Below are 23,226 nucleotides of genomic sequence, written 5' to 3'. Positions count from 1 at the left end.
ATGCCTGGGGAATCTTGCAGGTCCCCGCTGGAGTTTTCCCGCCGATAGGCTGGCGGGATGACTGATGTGGGGACAGTCCTTGAGGCTGAAGAGCTATTGGTGGGATACGCGGGGGCGCCGGTGTGCGGTGCGGTGTCGATGGCCTTGCGAGCCGGTGATGTGCTGGGAATTGTTGGCCTCAACGGTGCCGGCAAATCCACCGTCGCCCGGACACTCGCTGGACGGCAGGTTCCACTGGCCGGTGACGTCAGAGTCCAAGGGCTACCCGTGGATCCTGACACGGTCCAGTTTCGCCGGGGCGTATCTGCAGTCTTCGATGATGACCTGTTCTTTCCTTCCCTGACTGTCCGTGAGCACTTGCTGCTCGTGGCACGCGGGCATTCAATGAAAAACCCTGACGAGAGCGTTGACGCTGAACTAGCGTTCTTTGGCCTGGCGGCCCGGTCACACGTCGTACCGGATGCATTGTCGTCCGGGCAACGGCGCAGGCTGCTGCTGGCAGCCGGCCTGATGCGTCCCTCGAACCTGCTGATCCTCGATGAGCCCGAACAGCGCCTTGACCCGCTGATGCGCGACGATCTCGGGCAACGGCTACGCGACTATGCCAGGGGCGGGGGAACGGTGGTGCTGGTCACTCACGATCCCGTCCTGCTGAACACTGCCGCATCGACCTGCCTGGTCATAGACGACGCCGTACACACCGTCACACCGGAGCAGGGGGCGTCGACCATTGCCGGGAGTTGACGTTGAAATGCTCGATGGCCGGGCCGCAGCCGTGTCCCGGGCAGCATCGAGCCGGTCTCTTGCCTGGGAAATCGTCAGGTCAACCCGGAGATCTTCGCGCCGGTACAACCGCAGCCGTACATCCGTGGCGGACCTTTTCGCGGACCTTTACAGCTACGCCTTGGCGCTGGGCTGCGCCCTGACAGTGGCTGTGTCTTTCGTCATCGGCCTGCGCATTGAGATTGGTGACCGGGGGCCTGCCGGGCGAGGCGTCATCAGCCCGGAGTGGCTCGTGCTGCCGGGCCCGGTCCTCTGGACGCTTCTCACGTATGCGGCCCTTGCCGGGATCACGACACTTGCCCGGAGGCTCGGTCCGATTTCTGTCCGGGGACCCGAAGGGAATTGGTGGTTGCCCCTGCCGGTGGACCGGCGGCCGATGGTGCTACCGGCCTTTCTGCGCCGGTGCGTCCTCACATGTGCCGGCGCATTTGCCGCATTCCTGCCCTTCAGCTTCCTGACCTCCCTTGGGCGAACCGCACCCCAACACCTGCTGGCATCAGCTACCTTCGGCGCAGTCAGCGTCCTGGCCGTAGCCCTGGCGGCACTGCAGCAGTTGGAGATAATCAACCACCGGTTCACCCGTTCGGCCTCCGCCGTTGTCCTGCTGCCGTGTGCTGTTCTCCCTTCCCTGACTTGGTCACCCTGGCCGCTGATCCTGGCGGCCTTGTCCGCCATCGTCCTCATCAGCGTCATCGCGCCACGTGCGGGCCACGTTCGGGGAGCGGAGCTGATCCGTGGCGGCGCCGTGGCCGGCCACGCGAGTGCATCCATTTTCTTCATGGACACCAACGAAATGTTCCGGGTGTTCCGAGGAAACCGGCACGCGGTCGAGACCGGGAGAGCAGCCCGGTTCTACGCCCGGCCTGCACGTGGCCCAGTCGGCGCGCTGTTCCGGGCAGACATCGTGGCATTCATCCGCCTGCACCCGTCCATGGCTGCTCCGGTGTTCTGTCTGGGGGCATGCATCTCGGTTTTGCTCGTCGACGCCGGCCTGCCCGCGCCCCTTCAACTCGCCGTCATCACCCTTGCAGGCTGCGCCACTGCTTCCAGTGTTGGAACCGTGCCGCGCCGGACAGCCTTGGTTCCTGAACTCGACGCACTCCTGCCCGTAGCGCCGGCCCTGGTGAGGGCCAACAGGACACTCATGCCGGCCCTTGCAATGTCCCTCTGGATGGTATGCCTGAGTGGCATCCTGGTGATGTTGGGGCCAGTTGAACCGGCGCTAGTCCTGATGGGGGCGCTATCGGGTGTCGCGATGGGCGCCGGCGCGGTACGCAGCGCGACCCGCCCGGCACCTGACTGGTCCGTTCCCCCGGTCGAAACACCATTCGGGCCGGTGCCCCAATCACAATTTTCGTCCCTCCTGCGCGGGCTGGACGTAACCATCCTCGCGCTGGGCCCGCTGCTGCTCGCCCTCTACTTTGGCGCCGTCAACCCCTTCCTGATCATCCTGCAGGCGATCATCAGCACCGGCGTGGTGGCCGTCGTCGTACTCCGTCCTTTCAGCACGCGGTAGTCGCCGTAACACTGATGGCAACTCCTGCACCGCTGAGCCGCGGTTCCTGGTCTAGGACCCTGCGGGGCTGCAATTGGTCCCTGACCCATACTGCAGCCAGTCCGGCAGGGCCGCGGTGAAGGCGTCCCGGATGGCGGGGGTGTTGGTGATGGTCCAGTCGATCCGGCCGTTGACCTCGGTCTCGTTCTTGTCCCACTCGAACCAGTTGATCATCTTCAGGTTGGGGAACTGTGCGTGCGTCTGGGCGCCGAACACCTGCTCCCACCAGGCGCGCTTGATCTCCGCCTCGGACGCGCCACCCACCGCAGGGTTGTACAGGGCAGCGGTTTCCGGGATGGCAACAGGCTTGTTGTGGTCCTTGCCGTACACGCCGTAGAAATCAGGCAGCAGGCTGTCATCGCCGTTGGCTCCGTTGTAGTTGCCGGTCAACTGGTCCGCGAACTTCTTCGCCTCCGGGATTTCGTTCTCGCCCCACGGATACTTCGCGCCCCAGTGGTAAAGCGACATCCCCACCCAGTCCACCGCGTCGTCACCCGGGTAGTACGGGGCGTAGGCGTCGTCCGCCATGGTGATCACGCCGTCGTGGTTGGTGTCCAGGGCGGCGAAATCCGCGGTGCCCGGCTTGGCCTCATATTTGCCGCCGGCGAACGGGTAGCCCCCACCATAGTTCGGAGCCCACATCATGGCGGACCCCGGTGCGGTGGTGTGCACCGCAGTGGCGAGGGTCCTAAAGGCGGCCACGTACTCCAGCGGCTGCTGCGACCAGGCATACCAGGAGCCGTTCATTTCGTGGGCGAACCGGACAATCACCGGGACGCCGTTCCTGTTGAACCGGTCCAGGTCCTTCGCCAGGGCCGTGGCGGTAGCGTCGGTAATGGTGGACAACCCGTCGGCGGGCTCCAGGGTCAGGAGCATCATGTGGCCGTCGGCGCGGATCTGGTCCACCGCTTTGGCAAGGTCATCCTCATCCTTGGCTGTCAGCGGGAAGCCGGTGAACGACACACTGACTGCCGGCTTATGGCCCAGGTCCGCGGCGAACGTGGCCAGCGGCTTGGAGTGAAAGTCCAGGTTCACGCCAAACAGGGCGCCATCAGCCGGGGCAAGCGACGCGCGGGGCTCCACCTCGCACGTGGACGCCGCCGGGGATGACTGCGACTGCCGCTGGGAGAGGTCATTGGCGAAGTTCCATCCGGCAAAGCCCAAAGCCACCAGCCCGATCAGGACGGGCAGCACGAACGCCCGGCGCAGTTCTGCCCTGTTCTCTTTCCTGGACCCGCTGTGCTCCGCAGGACGTTCCCCCACAACCGACACCAAACCTTTCCTGACCAGCAGTTCTGTCCCATCCTAGGGACGTGATGGGCAACTCGCGGACTTTTCTGCGCGCGGCGGCGTTTACCGGGTTTGCCCCGTGGCTAGGACCCGGCGGGGCGGCAGTTGGTCCCTGCGCCGTACTTGAGCCAGTCCGGCAGCGCCGCCGTGAAGGCTGCCCTGATGGCCGGGGTGGTGGTGACGGTCCAGTCGATCCGGCCGTTCACTTCGGCCTCGTCCTTGTCCCACTCGAACCAGTTGATCATCTTCAGCTGCGGGAACCGGGCGTGTGTCTGGGCGCTGAACACCTGCTCCCACCAGGCGCGCTTGATCTCCGCCGCGGCCGGACCGCCTGCGCCCGGGTTGTACAGGGCAGCGGTTCCCGGGATGGCCAGCGGCTTGTTGTGGTTCACCGCGTACTCGCCGTAAAAGTCCGGCAGGGACCGCTCGTCCCCGTTGGTGCCGTTGTAGTTGCCGGTGAGCTGGTCTGCGAACTTGTTCGCCTCCGGCACGGCGTTCGCACCCCACGGGTATGTGGCGCCCCAGTGGAAGAGGGACAGGCCCACCCAGTCCACCGCGGCGTCCCCGGGGTAATACGGGGCGTAAGGGTCATCCGCGATGGTGAGGACGCCGTCGTGGTTCGTGTCCAGGGCCGCGAAGTCCGGCGTTCCGGGCTGGGCGTCGTTGAGGCGGCCGGGGTAGGCGTAGCCGCCGGCGTAGGACGGCGCCCACATCATGGCCGAGCCCGGCGCCCCCGCATGGACGGCGTCAGCCACCCTGGTGAAGGCCGCCCGGTACTCAATCGGCTGCTGCGCCCACGGGAACCAGAAGCCGTTCATCTCGTGCCCAAAACGGACGATCACCGGCACGCCCTGGCCGTTGATGGACGCCGGGTCCTTCACCAGGCCGGCGATGGCGTCGGGGGTGACCGCGGACAGGCCGTTCTTGGGTTCGAGCGTCAGCAGCATCATCTGACCGTCCTTGCGGATCTGGGCCGCGGCCTGCTGCAGGTTGGTGCGGTCCTGGTCCGTGTAGGGGAAGTCCACAAAGGAGACGCTCACGGCGGGCTTATGCCCCAGGTCCGCGGCGTATTGGGCCAGCGGTTTGGCCGCCAGGTCCAGGTTCACCCCAAAGAGCGCTCCCGACGACGGCACCAGGCTGGCGCGGTCCGCCGCCTCACAGACGGGCAGGCTTTGGTCCGTGGAGGCTTGGCCCGCTGTGCTTTGGTCCGAGGCCGAGGTGTCCCGGTTCCGGTCAGCCAGCCCGTTGGAGATGCTGGCCACCCCGAATCCCACGGCCAACACTGCGGCGGCCACGGGGAGTGCCCAGGACTTGAACCGGTCCGCCATGGCCCCCCGGCGGGTCACGGAATTGTCCGTGGACTGCTCTTCAGGCAAAGCGGAACCCCCTGGTGGCCTGCGGTTTTGTCTCCCATCCTAAATGTCGTCCGGCGGTCCTCCGGGCCCGCTCAGAGAGGGCTGAGGAGGGGGCGTCTTGGGCGTCCTCCGGGCGGAACCGTTATAGGCCGGTCCCCGATCCTGCCTACCCGATTCCCGTGTGGCGTCCAAGACGTCTTGAAGAGTCTGCAGGGCTGCTTCGAAGCGCTGCTTGCCCGCGTAGGAACCCCAAAGCTGTTCCAACGCCTGGACCTTGGCCGATGCTTCCCGCAGCATCGTCAGTCCCCGGGGGGACGGGAAGATGAGTTTCGCCCGGGCATCGGAAGGGTCTGGCCGGCGTTCCAGGTATCCCAGCGCCTGCAGCTCGTTAACCAGTTCTGACGTGGCAGCAAGGCTGAGCTGGGCCCGCTCTGCCAGGGCTGTCAGCCGGATTCCCTTGGTGCCAACATTGCCCGTGATCTGGAGGTGGGCCAGGCGGATGTCGCCATAGCCATGGGATTCCGCTTCGTCCAGAAGCTCGCGCCGGAACTCGGCCAGAAGGCGCACGAGCAGCTGGCCTACGGGGAGTCTCCGCGGATGGTCGGAATCACTTGACGACGGCATGGGCATGGAGGAGACTTTATCCCAGAAGGTTCGGAATCCGAAGTAAATTCGGCCGATTGCCTGGTGTGAAGTACACGACCGTTTGGAGGCTGCAATGTCTTCGGAAACTTCGCCAACCCTGATTGATACAACGCTGGGTCCCCTGATGGTCCGCCGGACCGGCGCCGGTGCGCCTGCATTGTTGTGGCACAGCCTCTTTGTGGATAGTCAAACCTTCGATGGCGTCTTGGAGGATCTGGGCCGGCATCGTGAGCTGTTTTTGGTTGACGGGCCGGGGCACGGCGGCAGCCCCGGACCCCGCAGGCGCTATTCCCTTGAGGAGTGCGCCAGTGCAGCCGCCCAGGTCCTGGATGCGTCAGGCGTGTCTTCGCCTGTGGACTGGGTGGGCAATGCCTGGGGCGGGCACGTAGGCATCGTTTTTGCCCGCACGTTCCCCGCGCGCATCCGAACACTGACCACGATCGGCACGCCCGCCTATCCGTTCTCCCGTGCAGAGCGCCTGCAGACTTCGCTACTGGTCTACCTTTACCGGGTCCTGGGTCCGGGACCTTTCAGCGGGACCATAGTGGAGGCGCTGGCCGGGCATAATGTGGCGAAGACATCGCCGGCCGCTGCCGAAGCGGTAGGCGATGCGTTCCGCCGCGGCACCAAACAGGGCAAATACTGGGCCATGCAGTCAGTGATGCTGGAGCGCCCTGACCTCCGTCCGGTCCTGCCTCTGCTTCGGGCCCCCACGCTGATGCTGGTGGGCCGGGACGATCCCATGAATGACCCTGAGCAGGCGGAGCGCGCAGCACGCAGTGTTCCGGACGGGCGGTTTGCACGTGTGACCGGGGCCGGACACGTTGCCCCGCTCCTGCTGGCACCGCACGAAGTCACCCAGCACGTCCTTGCCTTCTGGTCAGAGACCCTGAACCGGCAAGCAGCGGCATGAGCCTTACAACGGCCCCGTTACCCGCTGTGCCGCTGACCGCAATAATCGGCTGGTCGGGGCTGTTCATCCATAATCTCGCCGAGCTGCCCGGACAAAGCCTTCTCAGCCCGGAATCCTTCATCCCGTTACTCGTTACTGCCCTGCTGGTGGCCGGGTGGTTCACGCCGATCCGGCACGCGGCCACCCTGGCCATGCTGGGCTGGGGGCTGCTGCATTTCTTTGGCGGGGGGCTGATCAGCGTTCTTCCCTTGCCGTTCCTCCCGTTCCTGCCGGAACAAACACTCAGTCATTACCTGTTCCACGCTGTTTACGCCTTGGCCCAGTTGCCGCTCGTCTTCAGTACGGTGGGATGGCTGCGTCAATCATCTTGAGGAAACCTTGAGTTTTTGACGCAATTTGTCACTTTGGGTTTCATCTGGTTGGGTCTATGCGGGGGCTCACTATCACCAATGGAGACTGTTGTGGCTTTTTCCGACTACGCAATGGCGCTTGGCGCACTGCTCGGCACCCTGTTGATCCCCTTTGCAGTCCTCTACCAGATGCTGCGGCTTAAGCGCCGCGCCCTCCGGATCCCCGTCCGTCCCGCACCCCGAGGTATTAAGCGCTGACATGCCGTATGTCGATATCAACCCCCACAAAGGCCGTCCCAAGTGGGTGGGCTACGCTGTCCTGACTGTTCTCCTGGTGCTCACCGTCGCCGTCGTGGCCGCAGCACTCACCCACCACTAAGCATCCATCCCGGCCGGGGGAGTACCTCCGTCGCCGGGATGTCCCGGTCTCAGGCCTTGGGACTGAGCTTTCCCCGGGCGACGCTGTCGTCCGAATGTGCCGGATTCCCGTTGTACGCCTGGTTCGAGATGTCCACCACCGGATACTGGGCCAAGTCGATGCCGGTGGGGATGGTGAACGAGCCCGTATCGTTGGCGAGGACGCCCAGGCCGACCATCCCGGAAAGATCGCTGGTGGCCACCCACACCTCCCGGTACCCCGAAGTCTGCTCGGCGGAGAGATGGATGGTGAGTTGGCGGGTCCCGTCGGGCAGTTGTTCCATCTGTGCCTCGCCGCTGCCCGTATGCGCGGCCAGGGGAGTCAACGGCGTTTCGGCGAGGACCCTCGCAACCGGACCTGACCGGGCGGGGCCGGGCGACGGCGTACCCCTTTGTCCCAGGACCCCCGCAGCGGTCCAGCCGGCGGCCGTGCCGAGGACGATCCCGGCGGCTGCGGTTGCCATCCACAGCCTGGGGCGGCGCCGGTCCTTGGCACTCGGCCGCAGCGGAATGGGTGCGGCAACCTTGCCGTCGTCGGGCGTTGACGGTGTCTCCACCTCAGCAGGCGGGGCAGCCGGTTGGTCAGCCTGGCTCCCGGGCGTGGCCATGGGATCGGGCCCGGCCAGGGGATCCGCTGCCAGCGCCGGTGAAAGTCCCAAGGCCTGATGGATGGCCGTCCAGGTCCTGGCGCTGGGTTGTTCGAGCACGATGCCCGCAGGATCCAGGGTGGCGATGTCGGTGACCCGCCGGAAACCCCGCAGGGTTGCGGCGCACTCCGGACAGGTGGCCAGGTGGTGTGCGTCGGCCTCCGTGCCCGGTGTCTCGCCCAGGGCCATGAGGCCCAACAGTTCCGCGTCAAGGTGTTCCATGCTCCACCTCCAGGCGGGTGCGCAGCCGGGCCAGGCTGCGCCGGATATGGCTTTTGACTGTTCCGAGCGGCAGGTTCAGCCGCGACGAGATCTGATCGTGGGTCAAGTCATCGTAGAACGCCAGCCTGAGTATCGCCTGTTGGGGGTCTCCCAAATGTTCCAGTTCATCGTCAAGGATCAGCCGGTCGGCCACAGCCTCCACGAGGGCGTTCTCGTCCCCGCCGGCAAACGCCGGGTCGAGGCCGGGGTCCCATTCTCGGGTGGCGGCAGCCTCCATCGGATGCTCCTTGGGCGGCAATGGGCCTGATTGGAAGCCCCATTATGCCGCTGCACGGGACGGCCCGCTACGGGCTCATGGCACTGGCGGGTACCCCCGTGCTTGTCCCCGGCGGCGCCAGGGTGCCGGCGCCGCCGGGGACAAGTTGCAGGTGCGTGCGGCCGGACTGCGGGGGTTAGTCGCAGTCGCGTCCGCGTGAGGCGGAGTCCACCACCTGGACGGCCACGCCCAGGGTGTTATCGGCCAGGCTGCCCCAGGCGTACACGATCGTGTTCTTGCCCTCGGCGATGTTCAAGTCGGCGGGGCCGATGAGCGGGGTGGTGGTTCCCGCTGCCGCCACCGAGGCAGAGACGGTTCCTTCCTTCAAGGTGAGGGTCTTCTGGTTCGGGTTGGTGAGCCCCTTGACGACGGCGGTCCCGCCGGCCAGGACATCGACGGCCGGGGCGGCCGCGACGTGCCGGACGGTCAGCTTCCCCTTGCCGTCAGGGCTGGGCTTGGTGTTGTTCTTGAAAAGCGTGGCGGTGGGGGTCCCGTCCGCGGCCAGGTGCGCCACCGCCGTGTAGTCCCTGCCGGCCTTGAGGTCCACGGTGACCGGGCCGATCACCGGGTTGTCGGCGCTGGTCGCGTCGGCGCCCGTAATGGCAATTTTGTGGTCTCCGTCCGGAACCTCCAGCGGCCCGGCCAGGGTGCCCGGCGTGAAGTTGTCCAGGGTGAGCTTGCCGTCCACCCAGACGTCCACGGTCAGGCCCGGGACGCCGTGGAGGACGGAGAGTTTGGCCGTTCCGTCATGGTCGTGGTGCCACCCGGACGCCTGGGCGGGGGTGGCGAAAGCGAGTGCTGCCAGCAGCGTCGTTGCTCCTGCGACTGCAGAAAGTGTCTTGCGCATTCCAACTCCTAATGAGGGGCCCCGATGGGGCTGAGGTTCCGCTTACACCCCCTACTACCGGCCGAATGCCCTGCCCGGATGCAGCCCGCGGAAGAATTTTTGCCACTCTTACCCGGCTGATTCCCCTATGCGGCGCCAAGGAACTCTGCCTGCCCTGCGGTCCATCAGCGTTGCCGCGCCGAGGGCCCCTGAAATGACCACCATGCTGCCCAGCCAGCCGGCGGCAAGGATCAGCAAGGTCATCCGGTCACTGGCTTCCACCGGCGCCAGCGACTGGCCGGCCACCACCACCTTGCCGGCCGCCTCCCGCGCGACGATTGCCATCCGCAGGCCGGTCTCCGGCTGCCACGTCACCGTGTCCGTCCCCATCGTCCGCGCCGCCGCTGCCGCCGCGGGAGCGGTGTTGGCCGCACGGCGTCCGATTTGCTGGAACGTGACGTAGGTGCTGCCGAAAGCGAAAGTGGCAATGATGGCTGCGGTCACGCACCACATGATCCTTCTCATGTGAATATGATCCGCCGGAACCCTGCGAGCAACAGTGCCAAAAGGAACAGGCGGCCGCCGCCCGGGGCCGGATGCTCCCGGCATAGCCCGTAGACTTACTGTTTGAACTAGTGCTGCATAACAGTTTGCCGATCGTCCGGGGGGGACAGACATGCCACAACCGGCGGATCAGAATGCAGGCGCCCCAGCAGAGGATGCAGGGCAGCCGCAACTGCGCCGACGCCGCGACCTTCGTCGTGCCGACGGAACAGTGGACGATGCCTGGACAGGAACCATGCCAGCAGTAACCCCTTCCCCTTCCAGCCAGAACGACGCCGGAAAGCCGGTGACGCGCCGCACGTCCTGGGCCGAGGCGGCCGCCGCAGCCGACGCCACCAAGCCGTCCCGCGCCCCGGCCCCCACCCGCACCCCGCCTCCGGCACCCGCAGCCCCGCCCGCTGCGCCGGTGTCGACGCCCGCCGAACCCATCGCCTCCGTGCCGGGCACCTCCCGGCCGGGAACCGCCGAACCTGCCGCGGCTGAGCCCGCCCGCCGCGCCGGCGGGGTTGCTCCGGAAGCGGCAGCGCCGTCGTCGGACACTCCGTCATTCCGCCGCAGCCGGCCCACCGTGGCCGACACAATCGCGGAAAGCCCCATGCCTAACTTCATCAGCTCGCCCGGCCTGTTCGTCAAGGAACAGAAGCCGCGGCCCGTGGGCGGGTTCCGCGGGGCGCTGTACAACCTCACGGGCGGTGCCTGGAACCTGGGCCCCGGACCCAAGCAGCGCCAGGAGGACGAGCTGGGCCGCCGGATTTCCCGGCAGCTCCAGGGCAGCTACAACACCGCCGTCCTGAGCCTCAAGGGCGGCATCGGCAAGACCTCCACCACGGTGGGCGTGGGCCTGACCCTGGCCGAATACCGGGGCGACGCGCCGTGCGCCATCGACGCCAACCCGGACTCCGGCGACCTCGTGGAACGCGCCCTGGGCGAGGGCATCTACCAGCAGTCCAGCCCGCGGACCATCACGGACCTGCTGGAGAACATCGAATCCATCGACTCCCTCACCGCCCTGGCCCGGTACATGCACCACGCCGGCCGGCTGCACCTGATCGCGGGGGAGCAGGACCCGGAGGTCTCGGACTCGCTGACCGCCGAGGAATACCTGCGGATCCGCAAGCTCATCTCCAGCTACTACTCGGTGGCGCTGACCGACTGCGGCACCGGCGTGACGCACAACGCGATGAGCGGGATCCTGCAGTCGGCAGACAACCTGGTGATCGCCGCAGGCTACGCCGTCTCCGGCGCCAAGCGGGCCCGCAGCACCCTGCACTGGCTGGCCAGCCACGGCTACGAGGACCTGGCCCGGAACGCGATCGTGGTAATCACGGACAAGGACGAGGTGTCCTCCCGGGTGGACAAGGACGCCATCGAGGAACACCTCTCCGGGATCTGCCGCGAACTGATCGCCGTGCCGCACGACCGCGGCGTGGCCGACGGCGACCTGGTCACCCTGGATGTTTTGAAGCCCGAGACGCGGCGCGCCTACAAGGAGATTGCCGCCGCAATCGTGGACGGGTACCGGTAACCAGTTCGTTATTTTCCGGCGCCGGGGCAGGTATCCCCGCCGCCGGATTCAGGTATCGGTTACTGATCACATTTTTCGGGCGGCTGCATATCCTGCATTCATGCTGAAAACCGTGCTTCGGAGTTTTCGTCCCAAGCCAAAGTGCAAGGTCTGCGGCTTGGTCCTCCCTCCCTCTCCCACTGCGGTGTTTTGCTCCCGGGACTGCTATGACACCTACCTGTCCGTGGCTGACGGTGCCCGCCGCAGCCAGTAGCTGATCGCCTGAGTAGTGCCCGGTGCGAAAGACAGGTAGCCGGTACCGGGGACATCCCGGCGGCACGCTCGTAGCCTCGTCAGCATGATGGATCTCATGGATGGTGGGCGCCGCCGTCGCCGCCTGCCGAAGCGCGAGACGCTCGAGCTCGTTGGGTTCACGGCGGTGTCCGTGGCGGCCGCGGCTGTACTGTTGCCCGTGATCGGGGTGAAGACGGTGGTGAGCTCGCTGCCGTTCGTGAAGCCCGCGCCCGGGCACGACGCCGAGGACAGTTACCTGATCAATTAGCGCCCGGCCCGGCAACGGTGCGCCCCGGCACTTTGCCGCGCGCCGCCGTCGTACTTCCCCTGGCCCGTTTACCGCGGGACGGTGGTTGCCCGCGGCAGCCGGATGCCAAAGCAGGCGCCATCCCCGCCCGGCGCCGTTGGTTCCACCGTGAGGCTGAGATTCATCCGCTGGGCCAGCCGGGCCGCGATGGACAAGCCGAGTCCGCTGCCGGTGGGCCGTTGTCCGCTGTACCGGCGTGCCAGGGCTCCACGGTCGAAGGCGATGGCGGCGTCCTCCGCGGTAAGCCCGGGACCGCTGTCACGAACCTGGATGGCGACGATGCCGCGCTGGTGGTTACCTGGCGCCGTCGCGGGGGAGGGCGGCTCATCTTCGATCATCACCTTCAGGGCCAGGGGTTTCCCCGGCGGCGTGACGCGCAAGGCGTTGCCGATGAGCCCGTCAATGATTTGGCGGAGCCGCTGGGCGTCCGTGGTGACCATCAAGGGTTCCCCGGCATCCGCAGCGGGCAGGTGGACTGTGACCTCCACGCCCGCCTGGGCCGCTGCCGGCTGCCAGGCGCGCTGCGTCTGTTTCAGGAGCGCGGAGACGTCGACAGGTTGGACATCGAGCGTGAAATCGTCAGCCTCCAGCCGGGCCAGTGCCAGCAGGTCCCGGACAAAACCGTCCAGCCGGTCCGTTTCCGCGGCCAGGGTCTGGCCCACACGGGCTGCGTCTTCGGGTGGCACCAATCCGTCCTGCAGGGCCTCGGCGTATCCGCGCAGCGCGGTGAGCGGCGTGCGGATCTCATGCGAGATGGACAGCAGGAATTCCCGTTGCCGGCTTTCGCTGGCCAGCAGCGCATCGTCCAGCGTGTTGATCGCCTCGCCCACGGCACGGACCTCGGCAGCGCCTGCGGGTTCAAAATGAACGGTCCGTTCACCGGCGGCCATCCGCCGTGCCGCCGCTGCAGTCCTGACGAGCGGGCCTGAGAGCCGGCGGGCAAGCAGGGTCCCGGCCAGGGCTGCGATCAGGAGCCCGGCCGCCAGGGCAAGGAGCGTTGGTTGCAGGAGCCGGGCCGATGCTGCGTTGACGTCCGAGAGCGACCGGGTCAGGACGATCCCGCCGCCTTTGGCGAGGGGCCTCGCTTCGACCAGGAACTGAACACCTCCACGGGTGACGGTGCGGGAGATTTTTTGCCCGGCGAGCACCGGGTGGACCGCGTCCGGGCCCAGGATCTGGGAGGCCGCACCGGTGACGGAACCGGCGGGAGTAATGGTGGAGAGATCGTAATTGTCCGGTCCGAGGAGATTGCGCTCCCGCAGGTCCAATGCCTGGGCGGCCACCGGGGCGGCGCTGAAGGCATCAGCCTGGCGGGAAAGCTGCTCCCGGGCCTGGTTGACGGCAGCGGAACGGATCAGCGGAAAGGCGACACTGCCGGTGACAAGGACTGCCAGGACGGCGACGGCGGCCGTGACGAGGGTGATGCGACCGGCCAGGGAACGCAGCCACAACATCGTGGCAGGTTCGGGGCGGCGCTCCCCGCGTACGCCCGGTCCGGGCGGCGGGCCACTCACGCCCGGTCGCCGTCCGCAGAGTATCCGACCCCGCGCAGGGTGCGGATGGGGTTGCCCGGACCGAGCTTGGAACGCAGCTGGGCGATATGCACATCCACGGTTCTCCCCGCCGAGTAGTCAGCCTGTCCCCACACCGCCGACAGGAGCTGCTCCCGGCTGAACACCCGGCCGGGGCTGGCCAACAGGTAGGCGAGCACATCGAATTCCCGCGCAGTCAACTCCACCGGCTTCCCTTCCACGCTGGCGGTGCGGTTCTCCCGGTCCAGGGCCACCGACCCGACGCGCAGGATTCCGCTGCCCGGGACGCCGGCGGTGCGGCGGAGCACCGTCTTGAGGCGCACCACCAGTTCCCGGGGCGAAAACGGCTTCGTCAGGTAGTCATCGGCGCCCAGCTCCAACCCCAGCAGCATGTCCACCTCCTCGTCGCGGGCGGTGACGAAGATGATCGGCGTCCAGTCGTTCCGGGCACGCATGCGCTGGCAGACCTCGATCCCGTCAATGCCCGGCAGCCCGACGTCGAGCACCACCGCCACCGGCCGCAGGCTCCGGACCCGCTCCAGGCCGCCTTCCCCGGTGGCCTCGACGTGCACGCCGAAGCCGGCCCGGCTCAGGTAGAGGCGCTGCACGTCAGCGATGGCGCGCTCGTCCTCAACAATCAGCACAAGCCCGCGGGACGGCGTGGTGCCGGCAGCTGTTGATTGCTCCATGCATCCATTCAACGCCATAGCAGCACCCGGCCGGCCGGCCGTCGCCTGAACTTTACCGTCCTCTTACATTCGCCGAACACAGTCCTGACTTGCCCGCGCCACAGTGGAAAGGCAACACAGCGCAGGCCCGGCACAAACTGCCCGGGTCCACTGAACCATCGAGGAGATACGCATGAACACCAATCCCACCGCGCCGCGCGACAGCGACGCACGCCGCTGGCGCGTTCGCGCAGGCGCGGCCGCTGCAGGAGCTGTCCTCATCGGGGGAGCGGTTCTTGGGGCGACGTCGGCCTCGGCGGCTGGCCAAAGCCCGGCACCTTCAGCCGGTGCCACCTCCGCGGCGGCGAGCCCAGGCAACGGGAAACAGTCCGCCGCCCATCCCTTCGCCCGCGCCCTCCGGAACGAGCTCAGGGTGGACCTCCAGGGAGCCGACGGCTTCGGGGACAAGGCCCACGAGATCGCCTATGTGCTGATCCACCACACCAAAGCCTTCGAAAAGCTCCCGGCCAACCTGCAGGCAGACCTGAAGACCCTGGAAGCAGCCGCGGCTCCCGACCGTGACGGCGATGCGGCGAAGATCAAGGACACTGCCCTCAACGGAGGCTACGGGGACAAGATTCAAAAGGCGGCCAAGGCCATCGAAGCCAAAGCGGCCCAAACACCCGCGAAGCCGTAGGCGACTCCACGGGACATTGGCCTTGCTCCGGCACGTTGGCGCTGCCTTGGCCACCTAGGCCGCTGCCCCGGCCCCGCTGCCCCGGCCGCAGGGCCGGGGCAGCGGCCGCCGGCCCGTGTGGCTCAGGAAGCGCGGCCCGCAGGAATCTGCTCATCGCTTTGACCCGGCTGCCCGCGGTGGAGCTGGAAGGCCGTGGTGACCATGGCAAAGTGGCTGAAAGCCTGCGGAGTGTTGCCCAGCTGGCGGCCTGCGCGTGCGTCCCATTCCTCGCTGAGCAGGCCCACGTCGTTGCGGAGCGCAAGCAGCCTTTCAAAGAGTTCCGTGGCTTCGGTCCGCCGCCCGGCGCCGAGAAGGGCGTCCACCAGCCAGAAGGAACACGCCAGGAAGACGCCTTCATTGCCGGGCAGTCCGTCGTCGCTCTCCTCCGGCCGGTAACGCAGGACGAATCCGTCCTGCGTCAGGTCACGCTGGATGGCTTCGATCGTCCCGACGACGGCCGGGTGGTCCGCCGGCAGGAAGCCGACCCGTGGAATGAGGAGCAGGCTGGCATCCAGTTCAGTGCCGCCGTAGGACTGGACGAAGGAGTTCAGCTCAGCGTTGAAGCCGTGCTCCATGACGTCTTTATGGATCGCGTCCCGCAAATCTTCCCACCGGTCCGCCGGGCCCGGCAGGTGGAACTGGCGGACGCCCTTGACCATGCGGTCCACGGCCACCCAGGCCATGACCTTGGAATGGGTGAAATGCCTGCGGGGTCCGCGGACTTCCCATAACCCGTTGTCAGGTTGCTGCCACACACCCTCGAGGTGTTCCATCAGCGCAGTCTGGATGTCCCACGAATCGTCCGGGACATGCAGGAGCGCGTTGCGGGTAAGGGAAAGCCCATCGATGACTTCGCCCCACACATCCAGCTGAAGTTGGTCCGCCGCGGCGTTGCCGGTCCGGACCGGCGAGGACTTTTCGTAACCGGCCAGCCAGGGCAGCTCGGACTCAGGAAGCCGGCGCCGCCCGTCGAGGGAGTACATGATCTGCAGGTCTGCAGGGTCCCCCGCCACCGCCCGCAGCAGCCATTGCCGCCAGGCCTTGGCTTCGTCCGTGTAGCCGGCCGTAATGAGCGACTGGAGGGTGAGGGTGGCATCCCGGAGCCAGCAGTAGCGGTAATCCCAGTTGCGCGGGCCGCCCGGCTGCTCAGGCAAAGAGGTTGTGGCGGCCGCTACGATCCCGCCGGTGGGGGCGAAGGTCAGCGCTTTCAGCGTGATCAAGGAGCGCTGAATGGCGTCGCGGTACGGACCGTCCGCCCCGCTGCGGGCCGACCATTCCTCCCAGTAAGCCACGGTCTGGGACAGCGCGGCGTCAGCACCGATCGTCCGCGAACGCTGGCGGTAGCTGGGGGCCCAGGTCAGGACGAACGGAACCGTGTCCCCGGCATGGACCGTGAACTCACTGACAGTGCGGCGGTGTTCGCCGTGCATGGGAACCGGTGAGGCGACGTGCACCGAGTCGGGCCCGGCGACGGCGTGGATCCCGGTCTTGGTGCGACGAACCCATGGAACCACGTGCCCGTAGTCGAAGCGCAACGCCAATTCGCTGTGCAGCTGGACTGTGCCCTCCAGTCCCTCAACGATCCGGACCAGGTTGGCGGCTTCATCCCGGGGAGGCATGAAGTCGGTGACCCGGACCCGCCCCGTGCCGGTCTCCCACTCGGTTTCCAAGACCAGCGTGTCGTGGCGGTAACGGCGGCTGGTGCAGGCTCCCGCATTCACGGGTGCCAGAAGCCACCGCCCGGCCTCCGGACTGTCCAGGAGGGCCGCGAAACAGGCAGGGGAGTCAAAATGGGGGAGGCACAACCAGTCGATGGAGCCGTCAGCGCCGACCAGCGCGGCCGTGTGCAGATCGCCGATGATGGCGTAGTCCTCGATCTTCCGCATCTCAGAGGTCCTGGAAGTCCAGGACGACTTTCACGTCGTCGTCCCTCCGCCGGAAGGCATCGTCAAAGTCAGCCAAGGGGACCCGGCGGGAAATCAACCGGTGAAGCCAGCCCTGGTCCGCCTTTTCCAACGCCTCAACCGCAGCCTCGTAGTGGCTGCGGTTGGCATTGACGCTGCCGAACACCGATTCGTTGCCCAGTACCAGGGTCCGGTTGACGGAACCAACGTCCACGGAATTGGTCTTGCCGGGTGAGGAAACCCCCGTCAGGCACGTGACCGAATCCACCGCACGGCAGGTCAGGGTCTCCATCACTACGGAGGCCACACCGGTGCATTCGACTAGCACGTCGGCTTCCACCCCGGAGGTCGCAAGGCTTTCCGAATGGTAAATGGCACCAAGGTCAGCGACGAGTTCGGGTTTGGGGCCGGTGGTCACCCGATCAAACACGTGCACTTCCAGACCGCGCTGCACGCCCAGGAGCGCTGCCAGCAGGCCCACGGGGCCGGCACCTGTCACCACGGCGGTTTTGGGCTCGAAAAAGGCGCGCGAACCGATCGCATCAATGTGCTGCCACGCCTTGGCGACGATGGTGGTGGGCTCCAGCAGGACACCCACATCTTCCAGGGACCCCGAAAGCCGCACCAGTGCGTGGGGGTCGGCGCGGTAGCGGTCACGGGCAAAGCCGTGCAGTCCTTTGATTCCATGTTCGGTGTAGCGGCCGTTGCGGCACATGTCCCACTGGCCGGCCGCACAAGCGGGGCACGGCACAGGATCCGGGCGCCTGACGATTCCCACCACCAGGTCACCGGCGCTGAGTCCGCTGCATTCCGGGGCTTCGAGGACCCGCCCGAGGTTTTCGTGGCCCAGGACAAGGTAGGGGGAGACCTCCGGTGCTTCGCCGTACTCGCCGGCGGTGATTTCAATGTCCGTTCCGCAGAGGCCTATGGCCAGGGTTTCAACGAGGACCGAACCTTCGGCGGTGGCGGGTTCGGCGATTTCCCTGAGCTCCATTGAATCGACGGAACCGGGGATAACGGTTAAAGCTTTCACAATTTCCTCCCTGCCTCAGGACACTTTGTGGTGCCCGTTCCATTTGGATCCGTGCAGAAAACATGTGGTTTTCCCAGCGTTTGCCGTGAGCTTACGCAAATAGCCTGAATACCGGCCCGGAAAAGGCTGGGAGCCGCCACATCACTATTGACGGGTGGTCCACCTTGCCTCGATTTTTCGCTTGGACGGAGGGGGCGGAGTCCTGTGCCAGCAGGTCCTTGCGCAGTTGTGTATTCAGGTCTAACGTCTGGGCTAACTTTGAAATTCGTGGTGACTGGGCGCACGAATAAGAACCAGTGAAGAAATTGCTGATTATTTGCTTATTAGTGCCCAGGAGCCTTTTGTGAGCATCAAGCGTTCCCTGACATGGTTGTCCCAGTCCGTTGTTGCCGCCGCCTTGGTGGCCGGGTCCCTTCTGGCGATGTCGCCGGCGGCCTCGGCTGATCCGGTCTACGGTACGCAAAGCATCTCCTACTCAGGGGTGGCGAATCCGCCCACCTCGGATAAACCCCAGAGCAAACTGTGGTGGAATGACGGCTCCTGGTGGGCGGATATGTGGACAACCGGCAGCGGCTGGCACATTTACCGCCTCGACCGTGGAACGCACACCTGGGTGGATACCGGATTACTGAATGACGCGCGCGGAAATACGCTGGCCGATGTGCTGTGGGACGGCACGCATCTGTACATTGCCTCCCACGTCGTTGCGGTTTCGACCAACTCAAGCCCCGTCGTTTCGGTGACCGGTCAGCCCGCCAACCTTTACCGGTACAGCTACGCCGGCGGCAAGTACACCCTTGACGCCGGATTCCCCACGGTCATCACGAACAACACCAGTGAATCAATGACCATTGACGAAGACAGTACCGGGGCCATCTGGGCCACCTGGACGCAGGTGGCCGGGAACTCCACCGCCGGCTACACCAACACCGTGTATGTGAACGACTCCGCACCCGGGGGCACCAGCTGGGCAAGCCCGTTTGTCATCCCGGTCTCCAACCCGAATGCCACACCAGATGACATCTCAGCGGTTGTCGCATTCAACAAGAACAAGATTGGCGTCATGTGGAGCGACCAGCTCACCGGGTCTGTCTGGTGGGCCACGCGGACCGACGGAACCTCGCCCACGGCGTCGTCATCGTGGAAACAACAGCCCGCCATCAGGGGTACTGGCCAGGCTGATGACCACCTCAACATCAAGTCGTTGCAGGCTGATCCCAGCGGGCGGGTCTTTGCCGCCGTCAAGACGAGCCTCAACGATACGTCCTCGGATCCCACGCTGCCCCAACTGTTGCTGCTCGTCTTCAAGCCGGGAACCGGCTCCTTCACGCAATCAACGCTTTCCACAACCGGGGACTGCGTCACCCGGCCGCAGATCGTCCTGGACACCCAAAACAACCTGGTCCACGCCTTCGAGACGGCACCGCCGACGTCGGTCAGCGGGTGCGCATTCTCGGGCGTGGCCGGAAGCATCTATGAGAAGACCGCGTCCATGGACAACCCGGTGTTCGGCTCGGGACGTGGAACGCCGGTCATCCAAAGCGCCTCCTCGTCCAACATGAATGATGTGACCACCACCAAACAGGGCGTTGACGGCACCACCGGCCTGGTGGTCATGGCCAGCGACAACGTGGCAAAGCGCTACTGGTTCTCGGACCGGTCCCTCGGCCCCGCCGCCCCTGCCCCGGTGGCGTCGTTTACGGCTTCGCCGACGTCGGGGACGGCGCCGTTGAACGTGACGTTCACGGACACGTCGACGGGGTCGCCGACGTCGTGGGCATGGGATTTTGGTGACGGCGGGACCTCCACGGTGCAGAACCCGACCCACAGTTATGCGGCGGCGGGGACGTATATGGCCAAGCTGACCGCGACGAACGGCACGGGGCCGTCGTCGCCCGCTTCGGCGACGATTACGGTGACGGCGGCCGGGCAGGCGCCGGTGGCGTCGTTTACGGCTTCGCCGACGTCGGGGACGGCGCCGTTGAACGTGGCGTTCACGGATACGTCGACGGGCACCCCGACGTCGTGGGCATGGGATTTTGGTGACGGCGGGACCTCCACGGTGCAGAACCCGACCCACAGTTATGCGGCGGCGGGGACGTATGTGGCCAAGCTGACCGCGACGAACGGCACGGGGCCGTCGTCGCCCGCTTCGGCGACGATTACGGTGACGGCGGCCGGGCAGGCGCCGGTGGCGTCGTTTACGGCTTCGCCGACGTCGGGGACGGCGCCGTTGAACGTGGCGTTCACGGATACGTCGACGGGCACCCCGACGTCGTGGGCATGGGATTTTGGAGATGGCGGGACTTCCACGGTGCAGAACCCGACGCACAGTTATGCGGCGGCGGGGACGTATACGGCCAAGCTGACCGCGACGAACGGCACGGGTTCAGGCTCGGCCACCAGCACCATCACGGTGACCACCGCAGGTACCAACACGCCGCTGGAGCTCAATGATGCCACGGTGGGTACGGGGCTGAACCAGTTCAATTACAGCGGTTCCTGGAGCGTCAGCAACCCTGCGACGGCGTACAAGTCGGACAACCACTTTGCCAACGCCACCAACGCCAGTTATCAGGTGCAGTTCAGCGGTACGCAGGCCAAGATCTTCGCCGAGAAGAGTTCGGCCCTGGGCATCGTGGGTGTCTCCATCGACGGTGGCCCCGAGACGATGGTTGACCCGTACGCCTCGTCCCGGTCTGAGCAGAACCTGCTCTACACCAGCCCGGTCCTGGCCAGCGGCACCCACACACTGAAGGTCCGCATCACGGGAACCAAGAACGCCTCCGCCACCGGCACCTACGCCGCCGCCGACCGCGTCGAAATCACGGCCAGCGGGACCACCCCGCCGCCGCCTCCTGCCCCGGTGGCGTCGTTTACGGCTTCGCCGACGTCGGGGACGGCGCCGTTGAACGTGACGTTCACGGATACGTCGACGGGCACCCCGACGTCGTGGGCGTGGGATTTTGGTGACGGCGGGACTTCCGCGGTGCAGAACCCGACGCACAGTTACGCGGCGGCGGGGACGTACACGGCCAAGCTGACCGCGACGAACGGCACGGGTTCAGGGTCGGCCACCAGCACCATCACGGTGACCACCGCAGGTACCAACACGCCGCTGGAGCTCAATGATGCCACGGTGGGTACGGGGCTGAACCAGTTCAATTACAGCGGTTCCTGGAGCGTCAGCAACCCTGCGACGGCGTACAAGTCGGACAACCACTTTGCCAACGCCACCAACGCCAGTTATCAGGTGCAGTTCAGCGGTACGCAGGCCAAGATCTTCGCCGAGAAGAGTTCGGCCCTGGGCATCGTGGGTGTCTCCATCGACGGTGGCCCCGAGACGATGGTTGACCCCTACGCCTCGTCCCGGTCTGAGCAGAACCTGCTCTACACCAGCCCGGTCCTGGCCAGCGGCACGCACACCCTGAGGGTCCGCATCACGGGAACCAAGAACGCCTCCTCCAGCGGCACCTACGCCGCCGCCGACCGCGTGGAAATACTCTCCAACTGACCGCGAGATTTCTTGAGGGGCAGAAATCCCTTGTGGAATGGAAAAGGTCCGACCAGGCATTCGCCGGGCCGGACCTTTTCAACCTCGCCCTGGCCGGCGGCCTGGCCGTCGTCGTCGCCTGTTTCTCGCGTCGGACGGCCGGACGCCTTGGCTGAAGCTTCGATGGGAAGTGTCCCGGCCCAGCGTCGAGGACACGCTTGGTCGGGCCGTTGTTGCTAGGCATGGGACTTGCCATCGTTAGCCTTGATTGACCGAGTAACAGGTGAACCGTTGAGAGCCATTCTTGAGGGGTATCCGTTGCGAGCGGCTCATCGCCACCCCGGGGCAGTTGACCCCGCCGCCCTCTGAAAGGACCACCATGGACATCGTTGAAGTGATTCTGAACGACCACCACGAACAACGGCGCCGGTTCGCCCTGCTGGACGAGATGCACGGCTCCGAACCGTCAGACCTCGACGCTGTCTGGAACCAACTCCGCATCCTGCTGGAAGTCCACGCCAAAGGGGAGGAGGACCTGTTTTACCCCGAGTTGCTGAAATTGGGGGAGGGCGCAGGTGGGAAGGATTCCCCCGAGGACGAAACCACCGATGCGATTCATGACCACAACGAAATCAGGGACGCCATCAGTGAAGTCTCCCGGCACCAGGCGGGGACGCAGCAGTGGTGGGCGGCCTTGGCCAAGGTCAATGAAGCCAACGGTGATCACATGGCGGAGGAGGAACGCGAAGGCCTGACCGACTTCCGGCAGCACGCGTCCCTGGAGCTGCGCCACCGCCTGGGCTTGTCCTTCGCCATCTTTGAGTCGAAGCACGCCTCCGGCATCAAGGCCCAGGACGTCAGCCCCGAAGATTACGTCCGCGATAACGAATAGCGCATGGCGTGACCGTCAGCTTGTGACCCTTGGCTCCACCGGTTTCTTGACCGTGGCCAGCAGGAAAACACCGGCGACGGCGGTGGCACCGGACAGCAGGAACAGGACGATGGCCAGTGGGGGAGCCGCGGCCGCCTCGCCGAGGATGGTGACGCCGATGGCCACGGCGACGAGCGGGTCGATGACGGTCAGGCCGGCCACCACCAGTTCCGGGGTACCTCTGGTGTGGGCATTCTGGACCAGGAAGCTGCCTGCCAGCGCCGCAATGAGCAACCCCGCCAGGCACGTCAGGGACAGCCATTCGAAATCACCCTGGAACAGCCTGGCGATGACGGTCTTGGCTAAGGCTGCGACGAAACCGAACAGGATTCCGGCGCCGGCGGTAAACACCACGGCACCCGAGCGGTGGCGCCACAGCGCGTACGCCATCGCCACGCACGCGAGGACGACGGCGAGCACGATCAGGATGGTGACCAGGTGCCGGTCGCTGATTTCCACATCCGCCGCCGAGAACGCCGCCACGGTGACGAACACACCCACCCCGCCGATGCAGAGGGCGACGGCGGTCAGGGCCCGGCGCCCGGGCGGCCTGCGGGTCATCCGGGCAGTCGCAAGAGTTGTGACCACCAACGCCACGGCGCCAATGGGCTGCACAACGATCAGGGGAGAGAATCGGAGGCTGGTCAGCTGGAGGAGGACAGCCGCACCCAGCATCCCCGTCCCGGCGAGCCACACCGGCCGGCGTACCAGGGCCTGAAGGCGCCCGCCGCCCATGCTGCCCGCCGAACGCCCGGACGCGGCCGGCTGGTCTTCTACGGCCCGGTGCTGGAACAGGGTTCCCAGCGCGAGCAGGACTGCGCCTGCCACTGCGATGGGGATGCCCAGCCAGTTATAAGACGTCAGTGCGGACACAGCCGCTGCCTGGATCATGGTCTGACAGTACCCAAGGGCGGCATCCCCGGTCCGGTGCCGCTAGGCCC

At 66.2% G+C, this 23,226-nt stretch carries 22 protein-coding genes and 1 pseudogene; 11 read left to right on the top strand and 12 right to left on the bottom strand.

The annotated features are described in order from the left end of the window. Positions 1-57: 57 nt before the first annotated feature. Together QRM96_RS09180 and QRM96_RS09175 are read left to right on the top strand one after the other, a co-directional pair. Positions 58-744: an ABC transporter ATP-binding protein gene (locus QRM96_RS09180; RefSeq protein WP_285319347.1), complete on the top strand. Its 687-nt coding sequence runs from the start codon at positions 58-60 to the stop codon at positions 742-744. Positions 745-751: 7 nt separating this feature from the next. After that, complete coding sequence (locus QRM96_RS09175; protein ID WP_285319346.1) at positions 752-2,299, top strand: DUF6297 family protein; 1,548 nt, start codon at positions 752-754, stop codon at positions 2,297-2,299. Positions 2,300-2,350: 51 nt separating this feature from the next. Here the strand turns inward: QRM96_RS09175 and QRM96_RS09170 are convergent, their stop codons facing one another. The 3 genes from QRM96_RS09170 to QRM96_RS09160 all read right to left on the bottom strand — a co-directional run bounded on the left by QRM96_RS09170 (position 2,351) and on the right by QRM96_RS09160 (position 5,613). Beyond that, positions 2,351-3,532 carry a glycoside hydrolase family 26 protein gene (locus QRM96_RS09170; protein WP_285319608.1) on the bottom strand — a complete coding sequence of 394 codons (1,182 nt, stop codon included), beginning with the start codon at positions 3,530-3,532 and terminating at the stop codon, positions 2,351-2,353. A 179-nt stretch (positions 3,533-3,711) separates the two neighbouring features. Beyond that, on the bottom strand, positions 3,712-5,004 hold the full coding sequence (locus QRM96_RS09165) for a glycoside hydrolase family 26 protein (protein WP_285319344.1): 1,293 nt from the start codon (positions 5,002-5,004) through the stop codon (positions 3,712-3,714). Positions 5,005-5,043: 39 nt separating this feature from the next. Beyond that, positions 5,044-5,613: a MarR family winged helix-turn-helix transcriptional regulator gene (locus QRM96_RS09160; protein WP_285319343.1), complete on the bottom strand. Its 570-nt coding sequence runs from the start codon at positions 5,611-5,613 to the stop codon at positions 5,044-5,046. Positions 5,614-5,701: 88 nt separating this feature from the next. Here QRM96_RS09160 and QRM96_RS09155 point away from each other — a divergent pair, with 88 nt between their 5' ends. From QRM96_RS09155 to QRM96_RS09145, 3 genes are all read left to right on the top strand, one after another. Next, a complete protein-coding gene (locus QRM96_RS09155) occupies positions 5,702-6,541 on the top strand; it encodes an alpha/beta fold hydrolase (protein WP_285319341.1) in 840 nt (279 codons plus the stop codon). A gap of 26 nt (positions 6,542-6,567) precedes the next feature. Next, positions 6,568-6,912, top strand: a complete 345-nt coding sequence (locus QRM96_RS09150; protein WP_285319340.1) for a hypothetical protein — start codon at positions 6,568-6,570, stop codon at positions 6,910-6,912. A gap of 90 nt (positions 6,913-7,002) precedes the next feature. Then, on the top strand, positions 7,003-7,149 hold the full coding sequence (locus tag QRM96_RS09145) for a hypothetical protein (protein WP_166651652.1): 147 nt from the start codon (positions 7,003-7,005) through the stop codon (positions 7,147-7,149). Positions 7,150-7,319: 170 nt separating this feature from the next. Here QRM96_RS09145 and QRM96_RS09140 read toward each other — a convergent pair whose 3' ends face one another. The 4 genes and pseudogenes from QRM96_RS09140 to QRM96_RS09125 all read right to left on the bottom strand — a co-directional run bounded on the left by QRM96_RS09140 (position 7,320) and on the right by QRM96_RS09125 (position 9,823). Further along, entirely contained in the window at positions 7,320-8,177 is an 858-nt protein-coding gene (locus QRM96_RS09140) for an anti-sigma factor (RefSeq protein ID WP_285319338.1), read from the bottom strand. Continuing rightward, a pseudogene (locus QRM96_RS09135) lies at positions 8,164-8,379 on the bottom strand (RNA polymerase sigma factor); the annotation flags it as partial. The gene QRM96_RS09140 and the pseudogene QRM96_RS09135, both read right to left, overlap by 14 nt. Before the next feature lie 250 nt (positions 8,380-8,629). After that, positions 8,630-9,340 carry a DUF4397 domain-containing protein gene (locus QRM96_RS09130; protein WP_285319337.1) on the bottom strand — a complete coding sequence of 237 codons (711 nt, stop codon included), beginning with the start codon at positions 9,338-9,340 and terminating at the stop codon, positions 8,630-8,632. Positions 9,341-9,448: 108 nt separating this feature from the next. Then, entirely contained in the window at positions 9,449-9,823 is a 375-nt protein-coding gene (locus tag QRM96_RS09125; RefSeq protein ID WP_285319335.1) for a hypothetical protein, read from the bottom strand. A 295-nt stretch (positions 9,824-10,118) separates the two neighbouring features. Between QRM96_RS09125 and QRM96_RS09120 the strand changes: the two genes are divergently transcribed. Beyond that, complete coding sequence (locus QRM96_RS09120; protein ID WP_285319334.1) at positions 10,119-11,408, top strand: MinD/ParA family ATP-binding protein; 1,290 nt, start codon at positions 10,119-10,121, stop codon at positions 11,406-11,408. Between the two features lie 337 nt (positions 11,409-11,745). After that, a complete protein-coding gene (locus QRM96_RS09115; protein ID WP_240617753.1) occupies positions 11,746-11,949 on the top strand; it encodes a hypothetical protein in 204 nt (67 codons plus the stop codon). A gap of 68 nt (positions 11,950-12,017) precedes the next feature. Here the strand turns inward: QRM96_RS09115 and QRM96_RS09110 are convergent, their stop codons facing one another. Further along, on the bottom strand, positions 12,018-13,442 hold the full coding sequence (locus QRM96_RS09110; protein WP_285319333.1) for a sensor histidine kinase: 1,425 nt from the start codon (positions 13,440-13,442) through the stop codon (positions 12,018-12,020). A 56-nt stretch (positions 13,443-13,498) separates the two neighbouring features. Continuing rightward, positions 13,499-14,209, bottom strand: coding sequence for a response regulator transcription factor (locus tag QRM96_RS09105; protein ID WP_285319332.1), 711 nt, complete (start codon positions 14,207-14,209; stop codon positions 13,499-13,501). A 172-nt stretch (positions 14,210-14,381) separates the two neighbouring features. On the opposite strand from QRM96_RS09105, the gene QRM96_RS09100 reads away from it, so the two are divergent. After that, the gene (locus QRM96_RS09100) at positions 14,382-14,885 is read left to right on the top strand and encodes a hypothetical protein (RefSeq protein ID WP_285319331.1); all 504 of its coding nucleotides are present in this window, start codon (positions 14,382-14,384) and stop codon (positions 14,883-14,885) included. Positions 14,886-15,007: 122 nt separating this feature from the next. Here the strand turns inward: QRM96_RS09100 and QRM96_RS09095 are convergent, their stop codons facing one another. Both QRM96_RS09095 and QRM96_RS09090 read right to left on the bottom strand, forming a co-directional pair. Next, positions 15,008-16,810 (bottom strand): glycoside hydrolase family 15 protein, encoded by a 1,803-nt coding sequence (locus QRM96_RS09095; protein ID WP_285319329.1) that lies wholly within the window; start codon positions 16,808-16,810, stop codon positions 15,008-15,010. Position 16,811: 1 nt separating this feature from the next. Beyond that, positions 16,812-17,861, bottom strand: a complete 1,050-nt coding sequence (locus QRM96_RS09090; RefSeq protein ID WP_285319328.1) for a glucose 1-dehydrogenase — start codon at positions 17,859-17,861, stop codon at positions 16,812-16,814. 343 nt (positions 17,862-18,204) lie between these two features. On the opposite strand from QRM96_RS09090, the gene QRM96_RS09085 reads away from it, so the two are divergent. The 3 genes from QRM96_RS09085 (at position 18,205) to QRM96_RS09075 (ending at position 22,246) form a co-directional block, all read left to right on the top strand. Then, positions 18,205-21,375, top strand: coding sequence for a PKD domain-containing protein (locus QRM96_RS09085; RefSeq protein ID WP_285319327.1), 3,171 nt, complete (start codon positions 18,205-18,207; stop codon positions 21,373-21,375). Between the two features lie 32 nt (positions 21,376-21,407). Next, complete coding sequence (locus tag QRM96_RS09080) at positions 21,408-21,530, top strand: hypothetical protein (protein WP_285319325.1); 123 nt, start codon at positions 21,408-21,410, stop codon at positions 21,528-21,530. Between the two features lie 203 nt (positions 21,531-21,733). Next, positions 21,734-22,246: a hemerythrin domain-containing protein gene (locus QRM96_RS09075; RefSeq protein ID WP_109044249.1), complete on the top strand. Its 513-nt coding sequence runs from the start codon at positions 21,734-21,736 to the stop codon at positions 22,244-22,246. Positions 22,247-22,261: 15 nt separating this feature from the next. On the opposite strand, the gene QRM96_RS09070 is transcribed toward QRM96_RS09075, so the two are convergent. Continuing rightward, positions 22,262-23,176 (bottom strand): DMT family transporter, encoded by a 915-nt coding sequence (locus tag QRM96_RS09070; RefSeq protein ID WP_285319323.1) that lies wholly within the window; start codon positions 23,174-23,176, stop codon positions 22,262-22,264. Positions 23,177-23,226: the final 50 nt, after the last annotated feature.

The organism is Pseudarthrobacter sp. lyk4-40-TYG-27, from assembly GCF_030209295.1.
In the GTDB taxonomy this organism is placed as follows: domain Bacteria; phylum Actinomycetota; class Actinomycetes; order Actinomycetales; family Micrococcaceae; genus Arthrobacter.
The sequence above is the reverse complement of the archived record's forward strand: the minus strand, read 5'-3'. Positions and strand labels throughout refer to the sequence as shown.